Origin of the sequence: Alcanivorax sp. HI0007 (assembly GCF_001635525.1) — a bacterium.
Classification (GTDB): domain Bacteria; phylum Pseudomonadota; class Gammaproteobacteria; order Pseudomonadales; family Alcanivoracaceae; genus Alcanivorax.
In genome coordinates this window covers 20,390-41,602 of record NZ_LWEJ01000243.1, presented here as the reverse complement: position 1 = coordinate 41,602, position 21,213 = coordinate 20,390, and the positions used below count along the sequence as shown (strand labels likewise).

21 protein-coding genes and 1 other RNA gene are annotated in these 21,213 nt (G+C 60.8%); 6 read left to right on the top strand and 16 right to left on the bottom strand.

Features of this window, described 5'->3' with window-relative positions:
• The first annotated feature begins 26 nt into the window (after positions 1-26).
• The 3 genes from A3714_RS17745 to A3714_RS12590 are packed head-to-tail and all read left to right on the top strand — an operon-like array spanning position 27 to position 1,265.
• The gene (locus A3714_RS17745; protein ID WP_156478304.1) at positions 27-179 is read left to right on the top strand and encodes a hypothetical protein; all 153 of its coding nucleotides are present in this window, start codon (positions 27-29) and stop codon (positions 177-179) included.
• Between the two features lie 5 nt (positions 180-184).
• Positions 185-547, top strand: a complete 363-nt coding sequence (locus tag A3714_RS12595; protein ID WP_062817683.1) for a PilZ domain-containing protein — start codon at positions 185-187, stop codon at positions 545-547.
• The gene (locus A3714_RS12590; RefSeq protein WP_062817682.1) at positions 540-1,265 is read left to right on the top strand and encodes a class I SAM-dependent methyltransferase; all 726 of its coding nucleotides are present in this window, start codon (positions 540-542) and stop codon (positions 1,263-1,265) included. Before A3714_RS12595 ends, A3714_RS12590 begins: the two co-directional genes overlap by 8 nt.
• Before the next feature lie 132 nt (positions 1,266-1,397).
• Here the strand turns inward: A3714_RS12590 and A3714_RS12585 are convergent, their stop codons facing one another.
• From A3714_RS12585 to rnd, 5 genes are all read right to left on the bottom strand, one after another.
• Positions 1,398-1,853 carry an HIT family protein gene (locus A3714_RS12585; protein WP_062817681.1) on the bottom strand — a complete coding sequence of 152 codons (456 nt, stop codon included), beginning with the start codon at positions 1,851-1,853 and terminating at the stop codon, positions 1,398-1,400.
• Positions 1,850-2,197 (bottom strand): hypothetical protein, encoded by a 348-nt coding sequence (locus A3714_RS12580; RefSeq protein ID WP_231866072.1) that lies wholly within the window; start codon positions 2,195-2,197, stop codon positions 1,850-1,852. Before A3714_RS12580 ends, A3714_RS12585 begins: the two co-directional genes overlap by 4 nt.
• Positions 2,198-2,274: 77 nt before the next feature.
• Complete coding sequence (locus A3714_RS12575; protein WP_063508793.1) at positions 2,275-2,727, bottom strand: YcgN family cysteine cluster protein; 453 nt, start codon at positions 2,725-2,727, stop codon at positions 2,275-2,277.
• The gene (locus tag A3714_RS12570) at positions 2,720-3,025 is read right to left on the bottom strand and encodes a YcgL domain-containing protein (protein ID WP_062817678.1); all 306 of its coding nucleotides are present in this window, start codon (positions 3,023-3,025) and stop codon (positions 2,720-2,722) included. Before A3714_RS12570 ends, A3714_RS12575 begins: the two co-directional genes overlap by 8 nt.
• Positions 3,025-4,098, bottom strand: a complete 1,074-nt coding sequence (rnd, locus tag A3714_RS12565) for a ribonuclease D (protein ID WP_062817677.1) — start codon at positions 4,096-4,098, stop codon at positions 3,025-3,027. Before rnd ends, A3714_RS12570 begins: the two co-directional genes overlap by 1 nt.
• Positions 4,099-4,333: 235 nt before the next feature.
• Here rnd and gpmA point away from each other — a divergent pair, with 235 nt between their 5' ends.
• Positions 4,334-5,080 carry a 2,3-diphosphoglycerate-dependent phosphoglycerate mutase gene (gene gpmA, locus A3714_RS12560; protein WP_062817676.1) on the top strand — a complete coding sequence of 249 codons (747 nt, stop codon included), beginning with the start codon at positions 4,334-4,336 and terminating at the stop codon, positions 5,078-5,080.
• A gap of 245 nt (positions 5,081-5,325) precedes the next feature.
• Here the strand turns inward: gpmA and A3714_RS12555 are convergent, their stop codons facing one another.
• Genes A3714_RS12555 through A3714_RS12530 form a run of 6 tightly spaced genes read right to left on the bottom strand, consistent with a single transcriptional unit; the run spans position 5,326 to position 14,215 of the window.
• Positions 5,326-8,610, bottom strand: coding sequence for an efflux RND transporter permease subunit (locus tag A3714_RS12555; protein ID WP_063508792.1), 3,285 nt, complete (start codon positions 8,608-8,610; stop codon positions 5,326-5,328).
• Positions 8,607-9,770, bottom strand: a complete 1,164-nt coding sequence (locus A3714_RS12550) for an efflux RND transporter periplasmic adaptor subunit (protein ID WP_063508791.1) — start codon at positions 9,768-9,770, stop codon at positions 8,607-8,609. Before A3714_RS12550 ends, A3714_RS12555 begins: the two co-directional genes overlap by 4 nt.
• Positions 9,767-10,726 (bottom strand): hypothetical protein, encoded by a 960-nt coding sequence (locus A3714_RS12545; RefSeq protein WP_063508790.1) that lies wholly within the window; start codon positions 10,724-10,726, stop codon positions 9,767-9,769. The genes A3714_RS12550 and A3714_RS12545 overlap by 4 nt, the downstream gene beginning before the upstream one ends.
• A complete protein-coding gene (locus A3714_RS12540; RefSeq protein WP_063508789.1) occupies positions 10,723-11,814 on the bottom strand; it encodes a hypothetical protein in 1,092 nt (363 codons plus the stop codon). Before A3714_RS12540 ends, A3714_RS12545 begins: the two co-directional genes overlap by 4 nt.
• On the bottom strand, positions 11,811-13,427 hold the full coding sequence (locus A3714_RS12535) for a GH3 auxin-responsive promoter family protein (RefSeq protein ID WP_063508788.1): 1,617 nt from the start codon (positions 13,425-13,427) through the stop codon (positions 11,811-11,813). The genes A3714_RS12540 and A3714_RS12535 overlap by 4 nt, the downstream gene beginning before the upstream one ends.
• Before the next feature lie 14 nt (positions 13,428-13,441).
• A complete protein-coding gene (locus A3714_RS12530; RefSeq protein WP_231866073.1) occupies positions 13,442-14,215 on the bottom strand; it encodes a hypothetical protein in 774 nt (257 codons plus the stop codon).
• 295 nt (positions 14,216-14,510) lie between these two features.
• Here A3714_RS12530 and A3714_RS12525 point away from each other — a divergent pair, with 295 nt between their 5' ends.
• Positions 14,511-15,431 (top strand): AraC family transcriptional regulator, encoded by a 921-nt coding sequence (locus tag A3714_RS12525; RefSeq protein WP_231866074.1) that lies wholly within the window; start codon positions 14,511-14,513, stop codon positions 15,429-15,431.
• Positions 15,432-15,544: 113 nt separating this feature from the next.
• Positions 15,545-16,537, top strand: coding sequence for a putative solute-binding protein (locus tag A3714_RS12520; RefSeq protein ID WP_063508114.1), 993 nt, complete (start codon positions 15,545-15,547; stop codon positions 16,535-16,537).
• A 149-nt stretch (positions 16,538-16,686) separates the two neighbouring features.
• On the opposite strand, the gene A3714_RS12515 is transcribed toward A3714_RS12520, so the two are convergent.
• The 5 genes from A3714_RS12515 to ffs all read right to left on the bottom strand — a co-directional run bounded on the left by A3714_RS12515 (position 16,687) and on the right by ffs (position 21,151).
• Entirely contained in the window at positions 16,687-17,829 is a 1,143-nt protein-coding gene (locus A3714_RS12515) for an acyl-CoA dehydrogenase family protein (RefSeq protein ID WP_063508115.1), read from the bottom strand.
• A 236-nt stretch (positions 17,830-18,065) separates the two neighbouring features.
• Positions 18,066-18,665: a recombination mediator RecR gene (recR, locus tag A3714_RS12510; RefSeq protein WP_063508116.1), complete on the bottom strand. Its 600-nt coding sequence runs from the start codon at positions 18,663-18,665 to the stop codon at positions 18,066-18,068.
• 13 nt (positions 18,666-18,678) lie between these two features.
• Entirely contained in the window at positions 18,679-18,996 is a 318-nt protein-coding gene (locus A3714_RS12505) for a YbaB/EbfC family nucleoid-associated protein (RefSeq protein WP_063508117.1), read from the bottom strand.
• 43 nt (positions 18,997-19,039) lie between these two features.
• Positions 19,040-20,899 carry a DNA polymerase III subunit gamma/tau gene (gene dnaX, locus A3714_RS12500; protein WP_063508118.1) on the bottom strand — a complete coding sequence of 620 codons (1,860 nt, stop codon included), beginning with the start codon at positions 20,897-20,899 and terminating at the stop codon, positions 19,040-19,042.
• 155 nt (positions 20,900-21,054) lie between these two features.
• Positions 21,055-21,151: signal recognition particle sRNA small type (gene ffs, locus A3714_RS12495), an RNA gene on the bottom strand.
• Positions 21,152-21,213: the final 62 nt, after the last annotated feature.

Genomic DNA, 21,213 nt, shown 5'->3' with positions numbered 1-21,213 from the left:
ATCCGGATGAAACAGGGAGATGGCTGATGAATAAAACACAGGGGTCCCGGACTCCCCGTGAAACAGAACCCTTGCCGAAAACGGTCAAACCCGCCCTGCTGTTTCTTCTGTTCCTGGCAGGGGTGGTCGCGACCATGGCGATTGCCGCCTACGCAGTCGACAGAATGATTTACGGGTAAATCCTATGGCAACGGCAATGGACAATCGTCGCTTCCCCCGCACCAGCCGTGAAGAAAACCTGGCGCTAACCTTGCTGCCCAGCCAGTCCGGCTCGCTGGACCCGGCCGATCGCCTGTATTTGTCTACCCACGATATTTCCCTGGCCGGCATCAGTGTCGAGCTTCCTGCTCCAATCAAACCGAACACGGATGTGGAGCTGTGGGTGGCGTTGCTGGAAGACCATGGCACTTACCACCTCTACGGCACCGTCGCCTGGTGTGCGGCCCCGGAAGGCCAGCTGTTGGCGGGGATTGCACTGGATCTGGAACGGGCAGATGGCCGCCTGTGGGCCGCCCACTTCGATGACGACGGTTTCTTCAGTGACTGAATCGCTGTTCCAGCGTGGCAGTCAGTACCAGCAGTTTCGTCCCACCTACCCTCCTTCCCTGTTCCAGTGGCTCGCTAACCAGTGCCCCTGTCGTGATCGTGCGATGGACCTGGGCTGTGGCAGTGGTCAGGCCAGTCGAGGTCTGGAACCCTGGTTTCGGCAAGTAATAGGTGCAGATATCAGCCATCCACAGTTACTGGCTGCCCCACCCTCGTCGAGCCACTATCTGGTCAGCGTGGCCCACCGGCTGCCTCTGGCAGACGCCAGCCTGGACCTGATTACTGTTGCCCAGGCCTACCACTGGTTCGATCAAACCGCCTTTCAGGCAGAGGCGGAGCGCACCTTGCGCCCTGGAGGAGTGTTGGCCCTGATCAGTTATGGGATCTGCGAGGTTGCTGGGCTGGAAGGCATGATCCGGGATTTTCATGACGGCCCGCTGGCTCCCTGGTGGCCTGCGCAGCGGGCCCAGGTGGTTGCCGGCTACCCGGATGCCTCCCTGCCCTGGCCGGCACTGACTTACCCCGGCGACAGCATTACCCTGGACTGGTCCGCCACCGACATGCTCGGCTATCTGGACACCTGGTCCGCTCTCGTTCAGGCCGCCCGGGCCGGGGAGTCCCTGCTGGACGACTTCGCACCGAGATTGAAACAAGCCTGGGGAAAGACACAACGCACAGTACGCTGGCCTCTGCGGGTGCGGGCCTGGCGCAAACAGTGAACAGTCTCAAGCTGCGGTCTGAGACAACGCCATCAAGTCTTTTTCTGCTTTTTCAAAAAAAGGCCGCACCCACTGCGTGGGCGCGGCCTTTTGCCTTTCAGATCAAACCCCGCAAACTCGCGACGCTGTTAACTACTTAGCTGCTTCCGGAAAGTGCTCACCCAACAGTCCAGCCAGGCGGTCCAGCCGTTTGCGGCGGCGGGCCAGGCCGAAGACGTTGAGCAGTCGGGTGGCCCAGGTGAAGGCGGTAACCAGGGTGTCGCCACCGCGACGGGGGATCACATGCACGTGCACGTGGGGCACATGCTGATTGGCTTCACGGCCATCGTTAACCACGATATTGTGCGCCTTCACCGCCAGTCCAGCGCGTTTCTGGGCCATGATGGTACGGCGAGCCAGGTCCATCAGATGATGGGTCAGGCTGCTGTCCAGTTGCTCCAGCAAGGGGGCATGCTCCTTGGGAATCACCAGACAGTGGGCTTCGCGGATCGGGAACAGATCCAGGATCACCATGGCTCGCTCATCCTCATAGACCACACTGGCAGGTAATTTGCCGTCGCGGATCTGGCAGAAAATGCACTCGCTCATTGGGTATCAGCCATGGCGGTCTGTTTGCGACGCTGACGCCACAACTCCAGCACGGCCGCAATCAGCGCCACCACCAGCATAGCCAACAAGGGTCCTCCGGCCCGCCACAGACTGACATCGTCCTGGGCCAGGCCATCAAACAGCGTGACTACCCATGCCGGGGCCCACTCATCGTGCTGGGGCGACACCGACCAGGGGGTCAGCAACAATGCCGTCAGCAGGATACGCAGCGGCACCTTGGCCCAGATTGCCAGCGGTCGGGTGAGCCACCACCAGACAAAAAGCACGCCTACGCAACCCAACAAATAGGCCAACCAGCCCCACATATACGCTTGTGTTGTCACAGTGACTCCCAGTTTGATGCTGACAGAGCGACCCGAAGTGGCGGGTAAAAGACCGCGCCTATTGGCTCAGGTCCATCCTACTCTATCCAATGAATAATATGCTCTTCCCAATCATCTTCGTGCACAAGCTGCTCGGAGACGACCCGCCCGGCGACGCTGATACCCGCCTGCCGGACGGTCCCCACCTCCCCGCTGATCAGCGGATGCCAGTCCGCCAGCGGCTGACCATGAGCCCGTAGCCGGTAGGCGCAGCTGGAAGGCAGCCAGTCCGTGTTGCGGGCCACCGCCTCGGTCACCTGGATGCAATCCGGCACCTTGCGAAAGCGGCTATCGTACACCCGGCACTGGCATTTCTGGCTATCCAGATAACGGCAGGCCAGATTGGTAAAGGCCAGCTCGCCGCTGTCCTCGTCCTGCAGTTTCACCAGACAGCATCGGCCGCAGCCATCACACAGCGCTTCCCACTCGGCTTTCGACAACTCCCCCAGGGGCAGTTCCCAGAAACGTGTGCGCAGACCGTTTTCAGGCATCCGGCCCTGCCGGTTTATCCGGGTGACCGTCGGCCATGAACATGTCTTCATCAGGCGGCGGCGGCATTTGCAGATAGAACCCCTGATCACGGATCTTCTCCATCACCTGCGCCACGTCCGCCCGGGCAAGCGGCCGGTCAGGGGACAGGATCATGTCATTCACATGGATGGGGGTGCCGAATTGCTTGAGCAGCACCTCAGGGAGATCCTTGAGGCCTTTCTGGCGATCCACGAACAGATACATCCCCGCCTTCTTGCGGGTCTTGTAAATCGAGCAAAACAGCTTGCCCTTCAACATCAAAGCAACTCCAGCAGGGGCTTGGTCACAATCTCGTTACGCCAGCCGGTGAGCGGCTCGGGCACCTGGTCCGGGTGACGAATCAGGGATTCCAGCCAGCGACGGCGCATCAGCACATCCGGTTTCATGTTCATGGATTCGGCAATCTCGCCGACCCGTTTACGCAGCATCTTGGCCCGTTTTTTCTGCTGGGCATCCGGCGGCCCCGGCAGGGGCTCTGGTGGCGTGCCACGCCGGCCCGCTTCGAGCAGTTCCAGCAGGGTATCACCATCCCGGCGGATCACCTTGGGGTGCAGACCCAGGTCAGAAAACAGGCCCCGGTCGCTGCGGGAGGAGCGGGCCAGATCCAGTAGCTGGGCATCCTTGAGGACAAACCCCTTGGGCAGGTCCCGCTCCCGTGCCATGCGATCCCGCCAGGGAGTCAGCACCGCCAGCACCGCCAGCGCCTGCCCCTGTAGCAGGCCGGCACCTTTCACATTACGCCAGGCTTTTTCCGGAGCGGTCACCGTCCGTGCCTGTTCGAGCAGACGCTGACACTCTTCCCGCCACCAGCTCTCACGGCCCAGATTCACCAGCCGGTCCCGCAGGATATCGGTCACCTCGGGCAGATATTTCACATCGTCCTCGGCGTAGAGCAACTGCTCCTGACTCAGAGGCCGCTTGAGCCAGTTGGTGCGGGTAGCGCCCTTGGGCAATTCCACCCCGAGCAACATCTGCACCACCTTCTGGTAGCCCAGTTGCATGTCCTCACCGGTGAGAGCAGCAGCGATCTGGGTGTCCTCGATCACCGCCGGGTAATCACCAGTAAAGGCGGCGATGGCTTCCAGATCCTCGGAACAGGCATGCATCACCAGAGGGTGCTGCTGGAACAGGGGCGACAGCGTGGGGCCATTGACCTGCGTCGTGTCGATCAGCCGGATCTGCTCACCATCATGGACCTGAACCAGGGCCAGTTGTGGCCAGAAGGTGCGCTCGCGCATGAATTCCGTGTCCAGGTACAGGGGCGTTGCCGCCGCCAGTCCGGACTGCCAGGTGGAGATGTGGTCGCTGTTGTCGCACCAGAGGTAAGCCATGAAGTCGCCTGAGTCTGAATTGGCGACGATTATACGGGCTCCGGGCAGCCTTTTTCAGCATCGCAGGCCGCCGATTGGCCATTTATCCCCCCTTCGCCATGATAACCGCCGGCAACACTGTGAAAATTTGCACTCAAGGAGCCGATTAACCGTGAAATATCCTGGCCTGCGCTCAATTTCCCGGCGCTTTTCTGCTACGCTTTGCGCCGCACTGAAAACCGCACAGGAATAACCCATGAGCACGAAACTGGTACTGGTCCGCCATGGCCAAAGCGTTTGGAACAAGGAAAACCGTTTCACCGGCTGGAAAGACGTGGATCTCACCGATCAGGGCCGCGAAGAAGCCCGCACGGCTGGCGAATTGCTGAAGGAAGCAGGCTTTGAGTTCGATGTGGCTTACACTTCCGTGCTCAAGCGCGCCATCCGTACCCTGTGGACCATTCTGGACAATATGGACCAGATGTGGATTCCGGTGATCCGCGACTACCGCCTGAACGAACGCCACTATGGCGCCCTGCAGGGCCTGAACAAGGCGGAAACCGCTGCCAAATATGGCGACGAGCAGGTGCATATCTGGCGCCGCAGCTACGATACCCCGCCGCCGAAGATGGAGCGCGACGACGAACGCTATGCCGGCAACTTCCGGGTATACCAGGGCCTCAGCGACAGCGAGATCCCCCTGTCCGAAAGCCTCAAGGACACCGTAGACCGTTTCGTGCCGTACTTCGAAAGCGAGATCAAACCGCAGATCGAGGCCGGCAAGCAGGTGCTGATCTGTGCCCACGGCAACAGCCTTCGGGCACTGGTGAAGTACCTGGGCGACATTTCCGACGAGGAAATCGTCAAGCTCAACATCCCCACCGGCGTGCCGATGGTGTACGAGCTGGATGACAACCTGAAGCCCATCAAGAACTACTACCTGGGCGATGCCGAGGAAGTGGCCAAGGCGGCCGAGGCCGTGGCGAACCAGGGCAAAGCGTAAGTCACACGGCAACGACCTGACGCAAAAGCCCGACCCGGGAAACCGGGTCGGGCTTTTTTGTTTCTGAGGGCAGATCAAAGCCGGACAGGCTCTGACAGTCGAGTGGAAAGTTAAAAGTTCAAAGTTAAAAAGTGCGCGATGGGTTGATTTTGAGCGGCCATGCCCGCGCCATTAGCGTTAATCGCGGGCACACCATTCCTGCCTTTGACAACTTAGTCCGCGTTTCAACTTTAAACTTTGAACTTTCAACTACGCTGCTCAGACGTATCCCGGTCGCTACTCTGATCCTGCCGACCCGCCTCCCAGGCAGAAGCCAGGACGGCATCCTGGTAGGGGTTGCTGGTCACCCACCAGGCCGTCATGCGACCCCGCTCATAGGCCATGTCCACGCTGTCCTCCTCCGAGGCCTCCGGCGCCCGCCAGCGGGCCAGACTACGCTGAACCAGGCTGCTCACATCATGGCTCACCACCAACAGACAGGGCACCAGCAGCAGGCTGACCAGGGTGGCAAACAACACGCCAAACGCCAGGGACACGGCCATGGGAATCAGGAAACGGGCCTGCACACTGGTTTCCAGCATCAGCGGCGCCACCCCGGCAAAGGTGGTCATGGAGGTCAGCATTACGGGCCGCAGGCGGCTGCTGACGCCTTCGATCACCGCATCACGCAGACGCATGCCATGGCTTCGCAAGGTATTGATGGCATCAATCAGCACCAGGTTGTCGTTGACCACCACGCCACTCACCGCGATGACCCCCACCAGCGACCACAATGTCAGGCTGTAACCCAGCAGGAAGTGCCCCATGAAGGCCCCCACCATGCCGAAGGGGATTGCCGCCATCACCAGTAGCGGCTGGCCATAGCCGCCAAACAGCACGGTGAGCAGGAAAAATATGGCAGCCAGGGCAATCAGGTAGCTGATCGACAGATGATCAAGGAAGTCCTGGATCGCCGCCTGCTTGCCGGCCACCGTCCAGCCCGCCTGGGAATCGGCGGACTCCATGGGGGCCAACACCTGTTGCTGCAGTGCCGCCATCACCTGGGCCGGTGACGTCACATGTTCATCTACGAAAGCACTGATGGTGGCACTGCGGCGGCCATCGTAATGGCTGATCATGGCCGGCACCTGGCGTCGCTGCAGGTCGGCCACTGCCGCCAGCACAGTGATCTCCCCATCCGGCAGTTGCACCGGCAACCGTTCCAGGTCACTGATATGGCGACTGTCGCGGCTGGCCAGACGCAACATCACCGGCACTTCCTGATCCTGTTCAAACCAGCGGTCCAGCTCGATACCGTGGAACGCATTGCGGATCTGCAGTCCCAGCTGCTCCACCCGCAGGCCCGCCAGTTTGCCTTCTTCCCGCAGGCCGATATCAACCAGGGTGCGACGGGAAGACAGGTTGTTGGCCACTTCATGGACCCCCTCCATGTTCGCCAGGGCCTGCGCCGTCTGCGCACTCAAACGTTGCAAGGTGGCCAGATCCGGGTGGAACAGATTGACGTGAATATCCGGCTTCACCTGCATCAGGCTGGCATGGAATTTGACCGACAGGGCATCGGCAATGGGGCCGTGCTGCCCCCGCCACAGACTGGCCAGCTCCCGGGGAGACAAGGCGCTGGTATCTCCGCCAATGGCCAGGGTCACCCGTACCCGGAAGCGGGCGCCCGGGTCACGGGCATTGGAGGTTTTCTGGCGCACCCCCTGCTCGGCAAACACCGCGTCCACGGTGACCGGCTGCTGGTCAGCCTGCAATTGCGCTGATAGCTTGCGGGCGGAGCCTTCCAGTGCCTGCACCTCGCGCAGCAGCCGGGCCTCGCCGGTGCCCTGGGGGAACACCACTTCCGCCATCACCCGGTCGCCCTCCACCCGGGAAAACAACACCATGGTCAGCCAGCCGCTGTTGACCAGGGCGCAGCAAAAAATAAACAGCCCTACAAACACCACCACCAGCACATACCGCCAGCGCAGGGCCCGTCGCAGCAGTGGCCGGGCCCGGTATTCCAGCCAGCGATCCAGCCGGCTATTGATGCGCGTAGAGAGTTGCTCGGACTTTCGCCAGATCCCCCGGGCGGGGCGGTCATAGCTGAGATGAGAGGGCAAAATCCACAGGGACTCCACCAACGACAGCACCAGAATGGCCATGGACACAATGGGGATCACCCGCATCAGCGCCCCTTCCGGGCCAGGCAGGAACAGCAGCGGCGCAAAGGCAATCAGGGTGGTCAGCACCGCAAACAGGATCGGTCGCGACACCCGCTGGGCACCGGCAATGGCGGCCTCCTGACCGGCCATGCCATCCTGGCGGCGCTGGTGATCAATACTCTCGCCGACGATCACCGCATCGTCGACCACAATGCCCAGCACCAGGATAAAGGCGAACAGGGAGATGGTGTTGAAGGATTCGCCCAGCACCGGCAGCAAGGCACAGGCACCCAGCATGCAGACCGGAATCCCCAGCGCCACCCAGCCAGCCAGACGCAGGGTGAGAAACACCCCCAGCATCAAGGTCAGCAACACCAGCCCCTGCAGCGCATTGCGCCACAACAGATGGGAGCGTTCGCGAAACTGGGCCGCATCGTCACTCCACACCTGCAAGGCGACGCCCGGCGGTAACTGCGCCTGCTGCAGATAGCCGCTCACCGCCCCGGCCACGTCCAGCACGTTCTGGTCGCCGACCCGGTAGACATCCAGCGCTACCGCCGGCCGGCCGTCCAGCCAGGCGGCCTGACTGTCTCGGGAGAAACCATCCTCAATGCGGGCCACGTCGCCGAGACGCAACAGATCGCCCTGCTCGGACTGGCGAATCACCAACTGTTGGTAGGCGCTGGCCTCTCCCGGTTGCTGGCCGGTCTGTAGCAGCCAGTCACCCCGGTCGCTGCGCAACAGCCCTCCGGCAACCCGCTCCACGCTTTCACGGGCGGCGGCGGCCATACCTTCCAGGGTGAGCTGATAGCGGTACAGATCATCCCGGGCCACGGTCAGCGCCATTTCCCGTTCCGGCAGGTTTTCGATATCCACACTGGATACCGCATCATGATTGAGCAGCTGCCGGCGCACCTGATGAGCCAGTTGATAGAGATCCTGGCGGGACAGGCTGCCACTGAGCAGCAGCCGCACCACCCGGTTTCGTACAATCAGTTCCTGCACCCGGGGGCGCTCGGCGTCGCCGGGCAAGGTATCAAGGGCTTCCAGGCGAGTGCGGATCTGCTCCAGCACGGCGCGGGTATCGTGCCCCTTGAGCACATCCAGCTGCACCGAACACAACCCCTCCCGGGCTTCACTGATCAGTTCGGTGCCCCCTTCCACATCGTCGATGGCGGTTTCCACTGGCGTGCAGACCAGGGCCTCCACACTTTCCGGTGTGGCCTGGGGCCAGGCCACATAGATACCGATTCGGTCCAGCGGCACGTTGGGCAGGGTTTCCTGGCGGGTGTGGGGGATGGCCATCAGGCCGGCCAACAGCAGGGTGATCATCAGCAGGTTGGCCACCGCGCTGTTGCGGGCGAACCAGGCAATACTGCGGTTCACAGCGCTGTCTCAGTGGCAGAACGATCCGCCAGTCCGCTGGCAGGAGGACGGGGGTCGATACGCATGCCCTCCAGCAGCTGCAAGTCTCCGGCCAGCACCACCCGGGAGGAAGCGGTCACACCGTCGTGCAGATACAGGGAGTCATCATCGTGGTGCAGTATCGCCACGGATTGACGTCGCAACCGCTTGTCCTCATCCAGAACCCAGACAGCGTTCTCGCCAGCCTGGGCTGCCCGGGGCAGCACCGCCACATTTTTCGTCGGCGCGCCGCGCAGCTCCGCCTGCACCAGCACCCCGGGCTCCAAGGGCAAGCCGTCCTCGCTATTGGTGACCTGAACGATCAGGTGCATCATGCGGTTCTTGTTCAGGCCACCTTCGCGGCGCACCACCCTGCCCGACCACTGGCCGTCCCGGCCGGCAAAGCGGCCACGCAAGGTAACGTTCACCGGCTCCAGGGTGCCTTCATCACCGGGCATGATGCCCAGCAGTGCCAGCCACTCATCGCGAACCGGCAGCCGTACCTCCACCTGATCTTCCTGATACAAGCGAGCCAGAATGCTGCCGGCCTGTATCTGTTGTCCGGCCATGACCTGGACGGCTTTCAGGCGACCACTGATCGGCGCCACCAGCTCCGTCTGTTCCTGATTCCGTTGGGCCTGGCGCAAGCCGGCACGGGCCGAGGCAAGACGGCTGTTGGCTTCGTCCAGTTGCGGTTCAAAGCGACCCAGCGCCGAGGAACGCTTGGCGGATCCCGAGACCCGTGCCCGCGCCCGGGTTTCCTCCAGATGCAGCCGCGCCGCATGGACGGCGTTCTGCTGGGCAGTAACGTCCAGCGCAAAGGGCTCCGGATCCAGCTTCAGTAATACCTCGCCGGCCGTCACCCGCCCCCCGTCTGCCAGTAGCGGCGATACTTCCTGCACCCGGCCGGACACTTCCAGACTCAGCGGCAATTCATGACGGGCACGCACCAGTCCTTGACTGTGCACCGGAATGACCACGTCCTTCCATTCCACTTGCCAGGTGTCCAGAGCCAGAATCGTCTCTTCGCTTTTCACCGCCGGCGGTGACGGCGGCACCAGATACAGGGCCGCCACCGCCAACGCCATGGCCAGGGCGGCCAGCAGAGCCACCAACGCGCGCAGACTGACAATCCGTTTCATGCCGTCACTCCCAGTCCCTCAACCCAACATTGCAGACATTCGCGCACCGCTGACTCCGGGGCGCCCAGGGACGGGTGCAGCTTCAGCGCCAGACTCAAGCTGCCATTCACAATGATCATGCCGTTGGCTACCGGATGGGTGGGACTCCCGGGGCCACAGCAGGCGAATACCGTGTCGGGCGCCAGGCCTCCTGAAACGAAATCCATCTGCCACTCACCCAGGTTGGAGAAGGAGCCGCCGTGGCGGGCACCGTTGAGCAGACGGCCACATAGCCAGTCCACCCCCCGCTGGCCAACCAGCCGACCAATTCGGGCAAGGTGCCAGTAGCGCCAGTGAATATTGGCTTTCAGATAGCGACGAATGGTGAGGTCCAGGTGTGTCAGCGAATCGTCACTGTCCACTGTCATGTAAAAAGCACTGGACAGATTCATATCCGGCTTCGCCATGGGGACCACGCCGCGCATGTTCACCGGAAAGCACCAGCTGATGGGCACTGCATGGGTCATCAGGGTTTGCACCACGGCCCGATGCAGGGCCTGCAACAACAGGCTGTTGAGAGAGACCTGCAGCGCCTCGGCCCGCTGCCGCAGGGCAAGGGTTTGCCGTGGCGTCAGCCATTCCACCAGGGGCGCATCCGCCTGCTTTTCGGCCGTGGAGGTGAAGACCCGCCAGGGGGGGGATTGCGGCTGGCGTCGCTCCGGCCGTGCCTGCCAGCGACGCCAGAACGCGGGCGGCCGGGTCTGGCGACTGAGGGGCATGGGCGGCTGACGCACGCCCATGCGCTTGAGGGATTCGGCGATGCCGCCCACCCCGTCATGGTCACGGTGCCGCAACGCCACGGTATGGCGCTTCCCAGACGCCGGATGGATGAAGATAAACTCAATCCGGTCATCAATACCGAGCCGGGCACGGGCTCGGTACCACATGCCGATATAGTCGGTTGCACTGGCACTCACAGGCGCGCGACCTCCACGTAGGGCAAACGCCCATCGAGCTGGTCACGAGGATCGCCATCGTAGCTGACCAGAAAATGCTGGCTCAGCAATAGCCGACGGCGATACCGGGCCGGTACCTGCGCCAGTGGGTCCTGGGCAAAGAACCCGCAAACCAGCGCGTCATAGTGGCCATGGAAGCGACTGATCACATCGTCGAGCAACAGCTGCAACAGCTCCGGGCGATTATCCTCGACCACCAGGCTGTGCAGTGTCAGGTAGGACAACACCCCACCCGGTGGCGGTAATTTCATGCCACCCCGCAGCAGGCTGTGTGTGTTGTATAGATGGCGCATGACTCCCATGCCACGGGCATAGCCCAGCACCCGGGTCTGCTTGATCCCCTTCTGATCCCAGAAACCCAGCAATCCTTTCAGAACGCCACCGATCCAGAGACCGATAAAGTTCCGCGGGCTGAGCCCGTAACAGTAGGCATCACCCCGCACCCGGGACACATCCCAGTAGGGGAAAAACTGTTTCTGTGCCCCCTGATATCGCAACAGCTGTGAAATGGCATCCAGGTCGGCCTCGCCGGTCTGGCGAATCACCACGTCATCAGGCAATCGCCGACGGCGGGCCCGGGTATAGAGCATGCTGGTTTCGATGGTGCCGGAGGGATAGTAGGTGGGCAGCCCGGCGCGGCCACTGGCCACGGTAGACAGGGATGCCAGGTTGTCATGCAGCACCGTGGTCTGCATCCACTCGCCGTCTGACAGTTGCTGGCGCAACTGACGAAACAGCCGGTGCAGGATCATGCCGTTGCGATATTGCGGCGCGATGCGCAGATCGTGGGCGTAACGCACTGGTCTGACCTGGCCGTTGACCCAAACATGGCGCCAACCCACATTGTAGACGGCCCCGATTTGTCCCTGACCATCCCGTGGCTCTGCCACCCACACATCTGGTTCTTCACAGGTCACCCGGGCGCCCCGAAAATAATCCGGGTTCCGTTCAAAATTCAGGGTAACCGCTCCTGCCTGGGGCGTACCTTGCAGCAAGGACAGGATGGCACCGTTATCTTCTTCCCGGGCCTGGCGAATACGGTAGCTCACAACGCCACCTCCCGGGCCGATACCGGCGGCTCACGGAGCCACACCGGCAATGCACCCGGCCAGTACTGCAGGGACTCCATCTTGATATTGCCTTCAATCATGCCCCGCTCACGGCACTGATGCAGGTAGCGCTCGCGCATGTCCGGGCGAATGACGCAGCGCAGTGGTGCCAGCTGTTCCAGGTTACGGGCCAGCTGGTAGTGGAAGTGTTGCTGCAGCGCAGCATCAAGGGCCTTCGCCACGTTATCCGTGTTTGCACTCTCCCCCTCCAGCAACAGAAGGTACCCGGGAGTGCCGTCACCGGTATCTTCTACGGCCACGGTACATACCGGCAGGGTTTTCGGTGGCAACGTCACCTGCGACAGGGAGGCATCCAGCGCTGCTGCGGTAAGCTTTTCGCCAACCAGATCCGTGGTGCCGGCACGGCCGAGAAACGTCAGTGCCGGAATACCGCCTGGCAGCCCATCCACCCGCACCAGATCCTTGAGCCGGTAACGGAGCAGACCACTGCCGGTACTCAGCAGCGGCATCACCTCCTGCCCCTGCTCCAGTTCCCAGGGCGCATAAATGGTGCCATCAGAGGGGTCCTGGAATTCATAGACATGGCTGCGATAAGCCAGCGCGTACTGGCCCTGATAGGGAATGGTGACGACCCCTTCCGTGGCCCACAGGCCCTTGCCCTGAAACGCGGCCTGCGGCAACAGACCGTGCAACTGCCGGGCCCAGGGGCTTGATGCGGCGGTATCCCAGGCGCTCACCAGTGCCAGCGACGGCCACAGGGTCATAAAGAAATCCGCACTCAAGCGGCCATCCCACTGGCGCAGTAACGCCGCTGCGCGCGGAGAGCGCGGGCAACACTCGGTATGACTTCCTTTCATGCGCTGGCCCCAGGAACCGCTCGCCAATACCTCCGCCAGTTCCTCTCGCCACAGGGCCATGGACTTGAGCAGACCCAGGCCAAAGGTGGGACTCCAGATGGACATCATCGCCAGGGAGTCATCACTGACCAGGTAAGCCAGGGTGGCAAACAGGGAATCCTCGGAAGTCCGTGCCAGGGACACATCCTGAGGGACCGCCTGGGTGGCCCCGGCCAGCAGGCGCTTGCCCATGGACATGAGCTGAATATCGTCGTTGATGTCCTCGCGCATGTTGTCACGCAATGACGTGGGCACCCAGGACATTGACCAGTAATGGCGCCCCCCGCTCAGGCGGGGAAACTGGCGGTACAGGTCCACAATCCAGGGACTGATGGCGCTATCCAGTTCCGACAGAAACTGACGCGTGTAGGGAATCCACTTTATCGCCGAGGTGGAACCGCTGGTGGGCTGATAGCGAACCACCGGCGACTGAATCAGGGCATTGCCACCGGACTCGCGGGCGCGATCGACCGGATCCCGCCAGTCGCCGTAGTCGCTCACCGGCACCTGCTCAGCAAAGGTTTCCCATTGCCAGTCTGCTGCGACACCCCGGCGCTGGCCGACCTCACAGGCCGCCACCTTGCGCAACAACAGTGCCAGCTTGTCTCTCTGAACACGCTCCAGGTTTTCCCGCCCGGCGGCAAAGCGCCGCTCACCCGGCCAGGCGGCCATTTTGAGCAAACGATGTCCGAACATGGTCACCCCGGTTTTTATTCGCAGGCCACAGCTGCAATTTGTGTTTTCGTTTTTCTGCGTTGTTTTCGCCACAGGGAAAACGGGTAACTCACCAGAAGGGAAAGATTGATTTCGCCGATACACGGTAATTCGGTACCGCGGTTCCAGGTTGGGTTACAGGTTTCGAAAAATTGAATTTTTTCGTTTTTCTGACGCATTTCTGCGGTAATGCCAGCCACATTGGATTTCAGATGGGTATACCCCTCACCGAAATCCAGTAATTTATTTTCTTCACAGTAAGCGTCGGAAAACAAACGGTCGCAGTAATAATCCACCAGGAGAGCAAGCTCCGGATTCTTCCCGTCCGGATGCGGGTAGTAGGTATGGAAGTTATTCGCCATCAGCAAATATGTTTTATAGCCTTTTGATATCAGCAACCAGAAGAGCGGGCGGAACGGGTGGCGCAATTTCTCACGGATCATCCGGAAGAAGAATGTGACCTGTAAGGCCCGGCTACCCCAGTATTTTTCTTCTATGATGGTATCGCCGCTAAAAACACCCTTTGCCCGGCGCCCACCCACATTCATATCCAGGGTTTTCATGGTGGAAAAACCAACCACGCGCTTGGTTGCTTTTTCCATCACCAGAATCACGCCGCTTTTTTCCACCATGTCTGTACAGAACACTTCGAGACTTACATTTTCGTAGTACCCGGAGTAAATCTCATACATTCTTCGCATCAAAGGAACTGAGACTTTGGAAAGGGGTAGATAACGCGCTTTAAGGGTTTCAGTTTTTTCCCTTTGCATTTTTCTGCTCCATGATTATTTTTATGCACAAAAAAGCGGGGCTCATCATGTCCATGGAAGGTGACCGACTTAATAGTTAAATCGGCCATTTTTTTGTTAAAAAGGGCAAGCGGTGTTTAAAGTCCGAAAGATACACAGCCAAATGAGAGTCCCATCACACGAATAACAACAACTACATCAGGCATAATAAAAAATGAAAAACGATGGAATGGCACTCGACGTTCCTCTTATCTCTGGCCGTTATGCCCGCCGCTTTTTGCGGTTCGTACAAAAACATGGAATAACTGGAACGATAGTGCTCGATGGTTCCGGCATTGACAGCGACATGCTCGATAATCCCGACGCCTATCTTTCCATGCGACAAATCCAGCATCTTCTTCATAACGGCAACCGGCTGCTCAACGATCCGACCGCCCCGTTCCGCTTTGGGCAGGAGCTGGATCTGCACGGACATGGTCTTTTCGGTTTTGCGCTTCTTCGGCAACGGGACTACCGAAAACTGGTCACCATGGTGGTGCAGTATCTGCGTGTTTCCCTGCCACTGATGGATATGGAAATCCACTGCACTGGCGAACTGATTTCCATCCGCCTGCATGACAACTGGGATCTGAAAAAACTCAAACCCGTGGTTGCCAATATCTACATGGGCAGCATCCATGCCCTGGCATCCCTGGTTTGTCGAAAGTTCACGTTCGAATTTGATTTTGACTGCCCCGGCAACAGCCTCGCCTGGCAAAGACTGGCCGACGGCGTGGAAGTGAAATTCAACCGCCCACATAATCAGGTTCTGATGCCACTCTCCGGGCGTCAGGCAAAGGACGATGATGCCAGCGTGGCGACCTACCTGGCCGCCGCACGATCAAGGGAGCAGATTCAGGGCGACGCCAGCCTGAAGGTGGTCATCAAGGTACGTCACGAAATCATGAATTCTCCGGGTCGGGACAGTACCCTGGAGCGGGTATCCCAGAAGTTGGGAATGAGCCCCCGCTCGGTCAGGCGTCACCTGGGATTGGCGGGGTTTGCCTTCAGCGGTATTCGCAATGACATTCGTGAAACGTTTGCCAGCCGCTACCTGTTGGAAACAGACATGCCCCTGGAAAAGATTGCCGACCAGCTTGGCTACAGCGATCAGGCCAGTTTCAGCAAGGCCTATCGGAGCTGGACCGGTCGCACCCCGGGGGAGGTTCGTCGCACCAGCCGCCCTGACCGCAACTGATGGAAATTGACCTAATCGCTCCGGGGCAAGGCGCTAGGGTTTTTCCCTTTCAGGATCATTCCCACTAGTATCGGGGTTGCCCCCATACAAGCAATAACAAGCAGGATACACCCATGAAGAAGCTGATTACCGCCGTCACTACGGTTCTTGCTCTCACCGTTTCTCTGACTGCCCAGGCCGAACCGATCAAACGCAAGGTCTGCGTCTTTGACATTGTCGGCAACGTTGGACCGGTCATGGGCGCCATGAAAGATTGGCAGGCCGCAGCCCTGGGCTGGGACCTGGAAGTGGAACTGATTCCCCATACCAACGAAGCCATTGCCGCTGAGGATCTCAAGGCTGGCGTCTGCGATGCCGCCCTGATCACCGGCATCCGTGGCCGTAACTTCAATAAATATGCCGGTACCATCGACTCCATTGGCGCCATACCCTCCATGGAGCACATGGAAGTGGTACTGAAAGTGCTGGCACATCCACAAACTGCAGACAAACTCTCCCAGGGCTCCTATCAGATCATGGGGGTAGCTCCGGCCGGTGCCGCTTATATCTTTGTCAACGACAGGGAAATCAACTCCCTGGCCAAGGCAGCCGGCAAGCGAGTTGCCGTTCTGGAGTATGACGAAACCCAGGCCATTCTGGTGTCCCAGGTCGGCGCCACCCCGGTGGGGTCCGATGTGACCAACTTCTCCACCAAGTTCAACAATGGTGTGGTCGATGTGATTGCTGCGCCGCTGGTGGCTTACGATGCCCTGGAACTCTACAAAGGTCTTAGCCCGGATGGTGGCATCATCGATTATCCGCTTGCCCAGCTGACCATTCAGCTGGTGGCCAAGAAAGACCGTTTCCCCGCGGATATGGCACAAAAATCCCGCGAGTATTTCTATAACAACCTGAACCGAATCACCGAGCAACTCGACAAGGAAGCACAGAAAGTCGATCAGAAATGGTGGGTCCAGATTCCGGAAGCGGACAAGGGCGAATACGAAGTGATGATGCAGGAGGCCCGCGACCAGCTGCGTGAAGAGGGCTATTATGATCCGGACATGCTCGGTCTGCTGCGCAAGGTGCGTTGCAAAGTGGACCCGGCTCGGGCGGAGTGCACCTGACAGCTACAAGCAGCAAGCTACAACACGGGATAGTGTTGGTGGTGTTTGAAACGCAAGAGGCCGCGTCCAAACCTATGGACGCGGCCTCTTTGCTTTCATGCGGCTACCAGCTTCAATCGTGTTGTAGCTTGTAGCTTGTAGCTCGCCCCTCAAAGTCCCAACTGCTTGGCGATCACCTCATTCATGATCTCGTGGGTGCCGCCACCGATGGAGAGGATACGGTTGTCACGGTACAGGCGTTCGACCACGGTGCCGCGCATGTAGCCGCTACCGCCGAACAACTGCACCGCGTCGTAGGTGACCCGGTCAGCGCAGCGGGTCGCCACGTTCTTGGCCATGGACACATCCAGCACGCAGTTTTCGCCGGCGGCAATCCTGGCAGCCACCCGGTAGGTGAACTCGGTGCTGGCTTTCACGTCGGTGGCCATCTCCGCCAGCTTGTGGCGGGTCACCTGGAATCCCGCCAGGGGGCGGCCAAAGGCCTCCCGCTCTTTCACGTAGCGCATGGCCTCATCCAGAGCCAGCTGGGCGGTACTGTTGGCGGTCACCGCCAGGATCAGGCGCTCCATCTGGAAGTTGCTCATGATGCAGTAGAAGCCACCGTTCTCCGGACCGATCAGATTTTCCGCCGGCACCCGGCAATCCTCAAAAAACAGCTCCGCGGTATCGGAGGCCCACCAGCCCATCTTCTTCAGCTTGCGGCCCACGGAAAAGCCCGGCGTACCTTTCTCGACCAGCAACAGGCTGATGCCACCATAGCCCTTGTCACCGGTACGCACCGCCACCGTGTAATAGTCCGCGCGCACACCGCTGGTGATGAAAGTCTTGGCGCCGTTGACCACATAGTGGTCGCCATCGCGCACCGCGCGGGTGCGCAGGTTGGCCACATCGGACCCACCATTGGGTTCAGTAATGGCCAGGGCAGAGATCTTCTGCCCACCGATCACCTCCGGCACCACCTTCTGCTTCATGGCATTGCTGCCCCACTTCCAGATCGGCGGCAGACCAATATCCAGAGACCCCAGGCTGGCGCACAGCCCCCCGGACGAACACCGCACCAGCTCCTCGCAGGCAGCAATCTTCATGAACACATCTTCGCCGGTACCACCGAACTCTTCCGGGGCATTGATGCTCAGAATGCCGGCATCCGCGGCCTTGTGGTAAAGCTCGCGGGGGAACTCACCGGCTTCTTCCCAATCGTCCACGTGGGGCAGGATTTCCCTTTCCACGAATTTGCGAACGGTCTCACGCACCATCTGGTGGGTCTCATTGAAATAATCCAACGCGCTCACAGGGCCTCCTTCTCGTAGCTAACCTAGCGCTTGCTTGGTCGCTAACATAACAGAGGTGGACCGCAGGGGGCCAGTCACCCGGCAACAATCCGCTTCACAGCATGATGGTTGTCTTTTTGCTGCCGTCGAACCCCACTTCGCAGGCAGCAGCCGCCTGCTGGCGATCCTCTTTCAGACCACACGGTATCCCTAGCCGGCAGGCTTACGGGTATCTGTAACGGAGTAGCGGGAAAGGATTACTGGAAAGGGCGTCGGCCACGCAGAGCCTGGGCCAGGGTCGCGCCATCCACGAATTCCAGATCGCCGCCCATGGGCACACCCTGGGCAATTCGACTGACGGTGACACCGGCTTCCTGGGCCAGGTCCAGCACATAGTGGGCAGTGGCTTCCCCTTCCACGGTGGTGCCGGTGGCAAGAATCAATTCGTTGATCTCACCGTGCTGCAGACGCTGTTCGAGCACATCCAGTCCCAGTTCCCGGGGACCGATGCCGTCCAGGGGGGACAGTTCCCCCATCAGCACAAAGTACTGGCCCCGGTATTCACCGGACTGCTCGAAGGCCAGCACGTCCGCCGGGGTGGCGACGATACAGACCAGGGTAGAATCCCGGCGGCTATCGCTGCACACCGGGCAGAGTTCTTCTTCCGCGTAGTTACGGCAACGCTGGCAGTGCTGCACGCCGTCCATGGCCGCGTGCAGGGCATCACCAAGACGCCGCCCCTCTTCACGACCGCGATCCAGCAGCGCATAGGCCATGCGCTGGGCAGAACGGGGGCCCACACCGGGCAGGCAGGTAAAGGCGTGGATCAACTGGTCAACCAGCGGCGCATGCTTCACAGACGAAGGCCCCTCAGGGTTTGAAGCCCGGCGGTAAGGGAAAACCACCGGCCATATTCTGCATGTTGTCCTGTTGCTGTTTTTCCACCCGACGCACGGCGTCGTTGACGGCAGCCGCCAGCAGGTCTTCCAGCAATTCCTTGTCCTCGCTCATCAGCGAGGCATCAATGTCCACACTCTTGACGTCGTGGCGACCGTTCATGGTCACCTTGACCAGACCGGCACCGGATTCACCGGTCACTTCCGCGTTGGCGGCCTCGTCCTGCATCTTTTTCATCTTCTCCTGCATGGCCTGGGCCTGCTGCATGAGAGAGTTGATATCGAAATCCATCATTATCTCCAAATTCGCGTCTGACGTCTGACGTCGAGCCCGCTTATTCCACCGTTTCCTTGGGCATTATGCTGTCTTCGTCAAGCCGTCCATCAAAGGTACTCACCAGCTGCTGTACCACCGGATCGTCATGCAAGGTCCGGCTGGCATCGACCAGCAACTCCTGGCGACGGGCTTCGGCCATGGCTTCCGGGGTGTCGCCAGCCTTACGTTCGTACTCCACCTGGATCTGGATACGCCGCTGGAAATAATTCTCCAGTGCCCCGCTCAACTCGTCCAGCCGTTCCCGGTTGACCAGGACCTCGTGTCCGGTACTGATACGCAAGGTCCAGACCGGGTCTTCCCGGCTCACCAGCACCGCGTTGCGGGCGATGTTGCGCACCGTGCCGTCCAGGTCCAGGCGCAGCAGCAATGCGGCCCACCAGGTTGCCACCTCTGATTCGCTACGCGGCTCCGACAGGGGCGCCAGTGGCGGTTCGTCCGCCGCTTCCTGTTTCTGTGGTTCCACGACCGGTTCCGGCATGGGCTCCGGTTCCGGCTCGGGCGCTTCGGCTTGAACAGTCTCGGGCGCGGCCTGCTGATTCGAGGGCGACGGCGAAACCTGCGCTTCCGCCCGGGACAGGGCGGCGGAAGCTGTCCCCCCTTGCGGCGCCGGTTCCGTTACCGGGGTAGCAGCAGGCGGCTCCGGGGGTGGAGCAGAAGGTGTTGGCGGTGCCGAGGCAGCGGCAGGTCGATCCAGCAGGGCTCGCAAATCCGGTTTCCCGCCGGCCTCAGCCGACGACGCTGCCGCTTCAGGCTTTTTTGCGCCGGCGTGTTCCCCCCCGGCCGGCAACACTCCTTTGGGGGTAAACAGCACCATACGCAGCAGCAGCATTTCCAGTGCTGCGCGGCTATCCGGGGCATCCTGCAGATCCCGGCGGCCACGTACGGCCACATCGTAATAGAGTTGCACCTGCTCGGCACTGAGGGCCGCCGCCAGCTGGGTCATGGTCTCGTCATGACTGCCCGGCACCGCCTGGCACACCGCCAGCTGATGAAGCTGACTGATCAGCTCGTCCAGCAGTGCCAGTTCACCGGGGCAGTGCTCACTGACAGTGGCCAACGCCTGCAGAACGCCTGCCGGGTCCTGCTCCGCCAGCGCCACCAGCAGGGTGAGCACGTGGTTACGGTCCACGGTGCCCAGCATGGCATTCACGGCCTCGCTGCTGAGCTGCTCACTGCCAAAGGCAATGGCCTGGTCGGTGAGGCTGAGGGCATCACGCATGGACCCCTGGGCCGCCTTGCCCAGGGCCAGCAGGGCGGGAGCCTCGTAGCGGATCATTTCCTTGTCGAGCAGGGCCTGCAGATGGCCGGCGATCTGCTCCGCCGGCAATGCCTTGAGGCTGAACTGCAGACAGCGGGACAACACCGTCACCGGCAATTTCTGCGGATCGGTGGTGGCCAGCAGGAATTTCACATGGGGCGGCGGTTCTTCCAGGGTCTTGAGCAACGCATTGAACGAATGCGCTGACAGCATGTGCACCTCATCGATGAGGTAGACCTTGTAACGGCCCCGTGTGGGCGCGTACTGCACGTTGTCGAGCAGCTCGCGGGTATCTTCCACCTTGGTGCGGCTGGCCGCATCCACCTCGATCAGGTCCACAAAGCGACCTTCGCCGATTTCCACACAGGTGGGGCAAACCCCGCAGGGTCGGGCACTGACGCCCTGCTCGCAGTTCAGACAGCGGGACAGGATGCGGGCGATGGTGGTCTTGCCCACCCCCCGGGTACCGGTGAACAGATAGGCATGGTGAAGGCGATCCTGATCCAGCGCATGCATCAGAGCCCGCGAGACATGCTCCTGCCCCACCAGCTCATCAAAGGTGCGGGGACGGTATTTACGGGCAAGAACCTGATAACTCATAGCACTCCAACCAACAGGCATCGACACCGGTATTCAGCGGAAAAGGGGTGTCTCATGAAGGGCTTAATGCTAACGAAGTTCCCGCGGGGAAGACAGTGCAGAAGGCGAGTTCGGTAAAAGCAGCCGGGTATCGGCGGGAAGAAGATTGGAGGTCTTCCCGCCAGCCGCACCCCGGCACACGAGTCCACTGCTACCGTTGCTCCCTTCCGGGCCTGGCGGAGTTCACAGTCTGTCGTTGCGGGGGGACCGACGGGTCGACCATTACGCGCCTGCAACCGGGGCCGCAGAGCGAGGGCGCATTGTGGCCAAAGCGA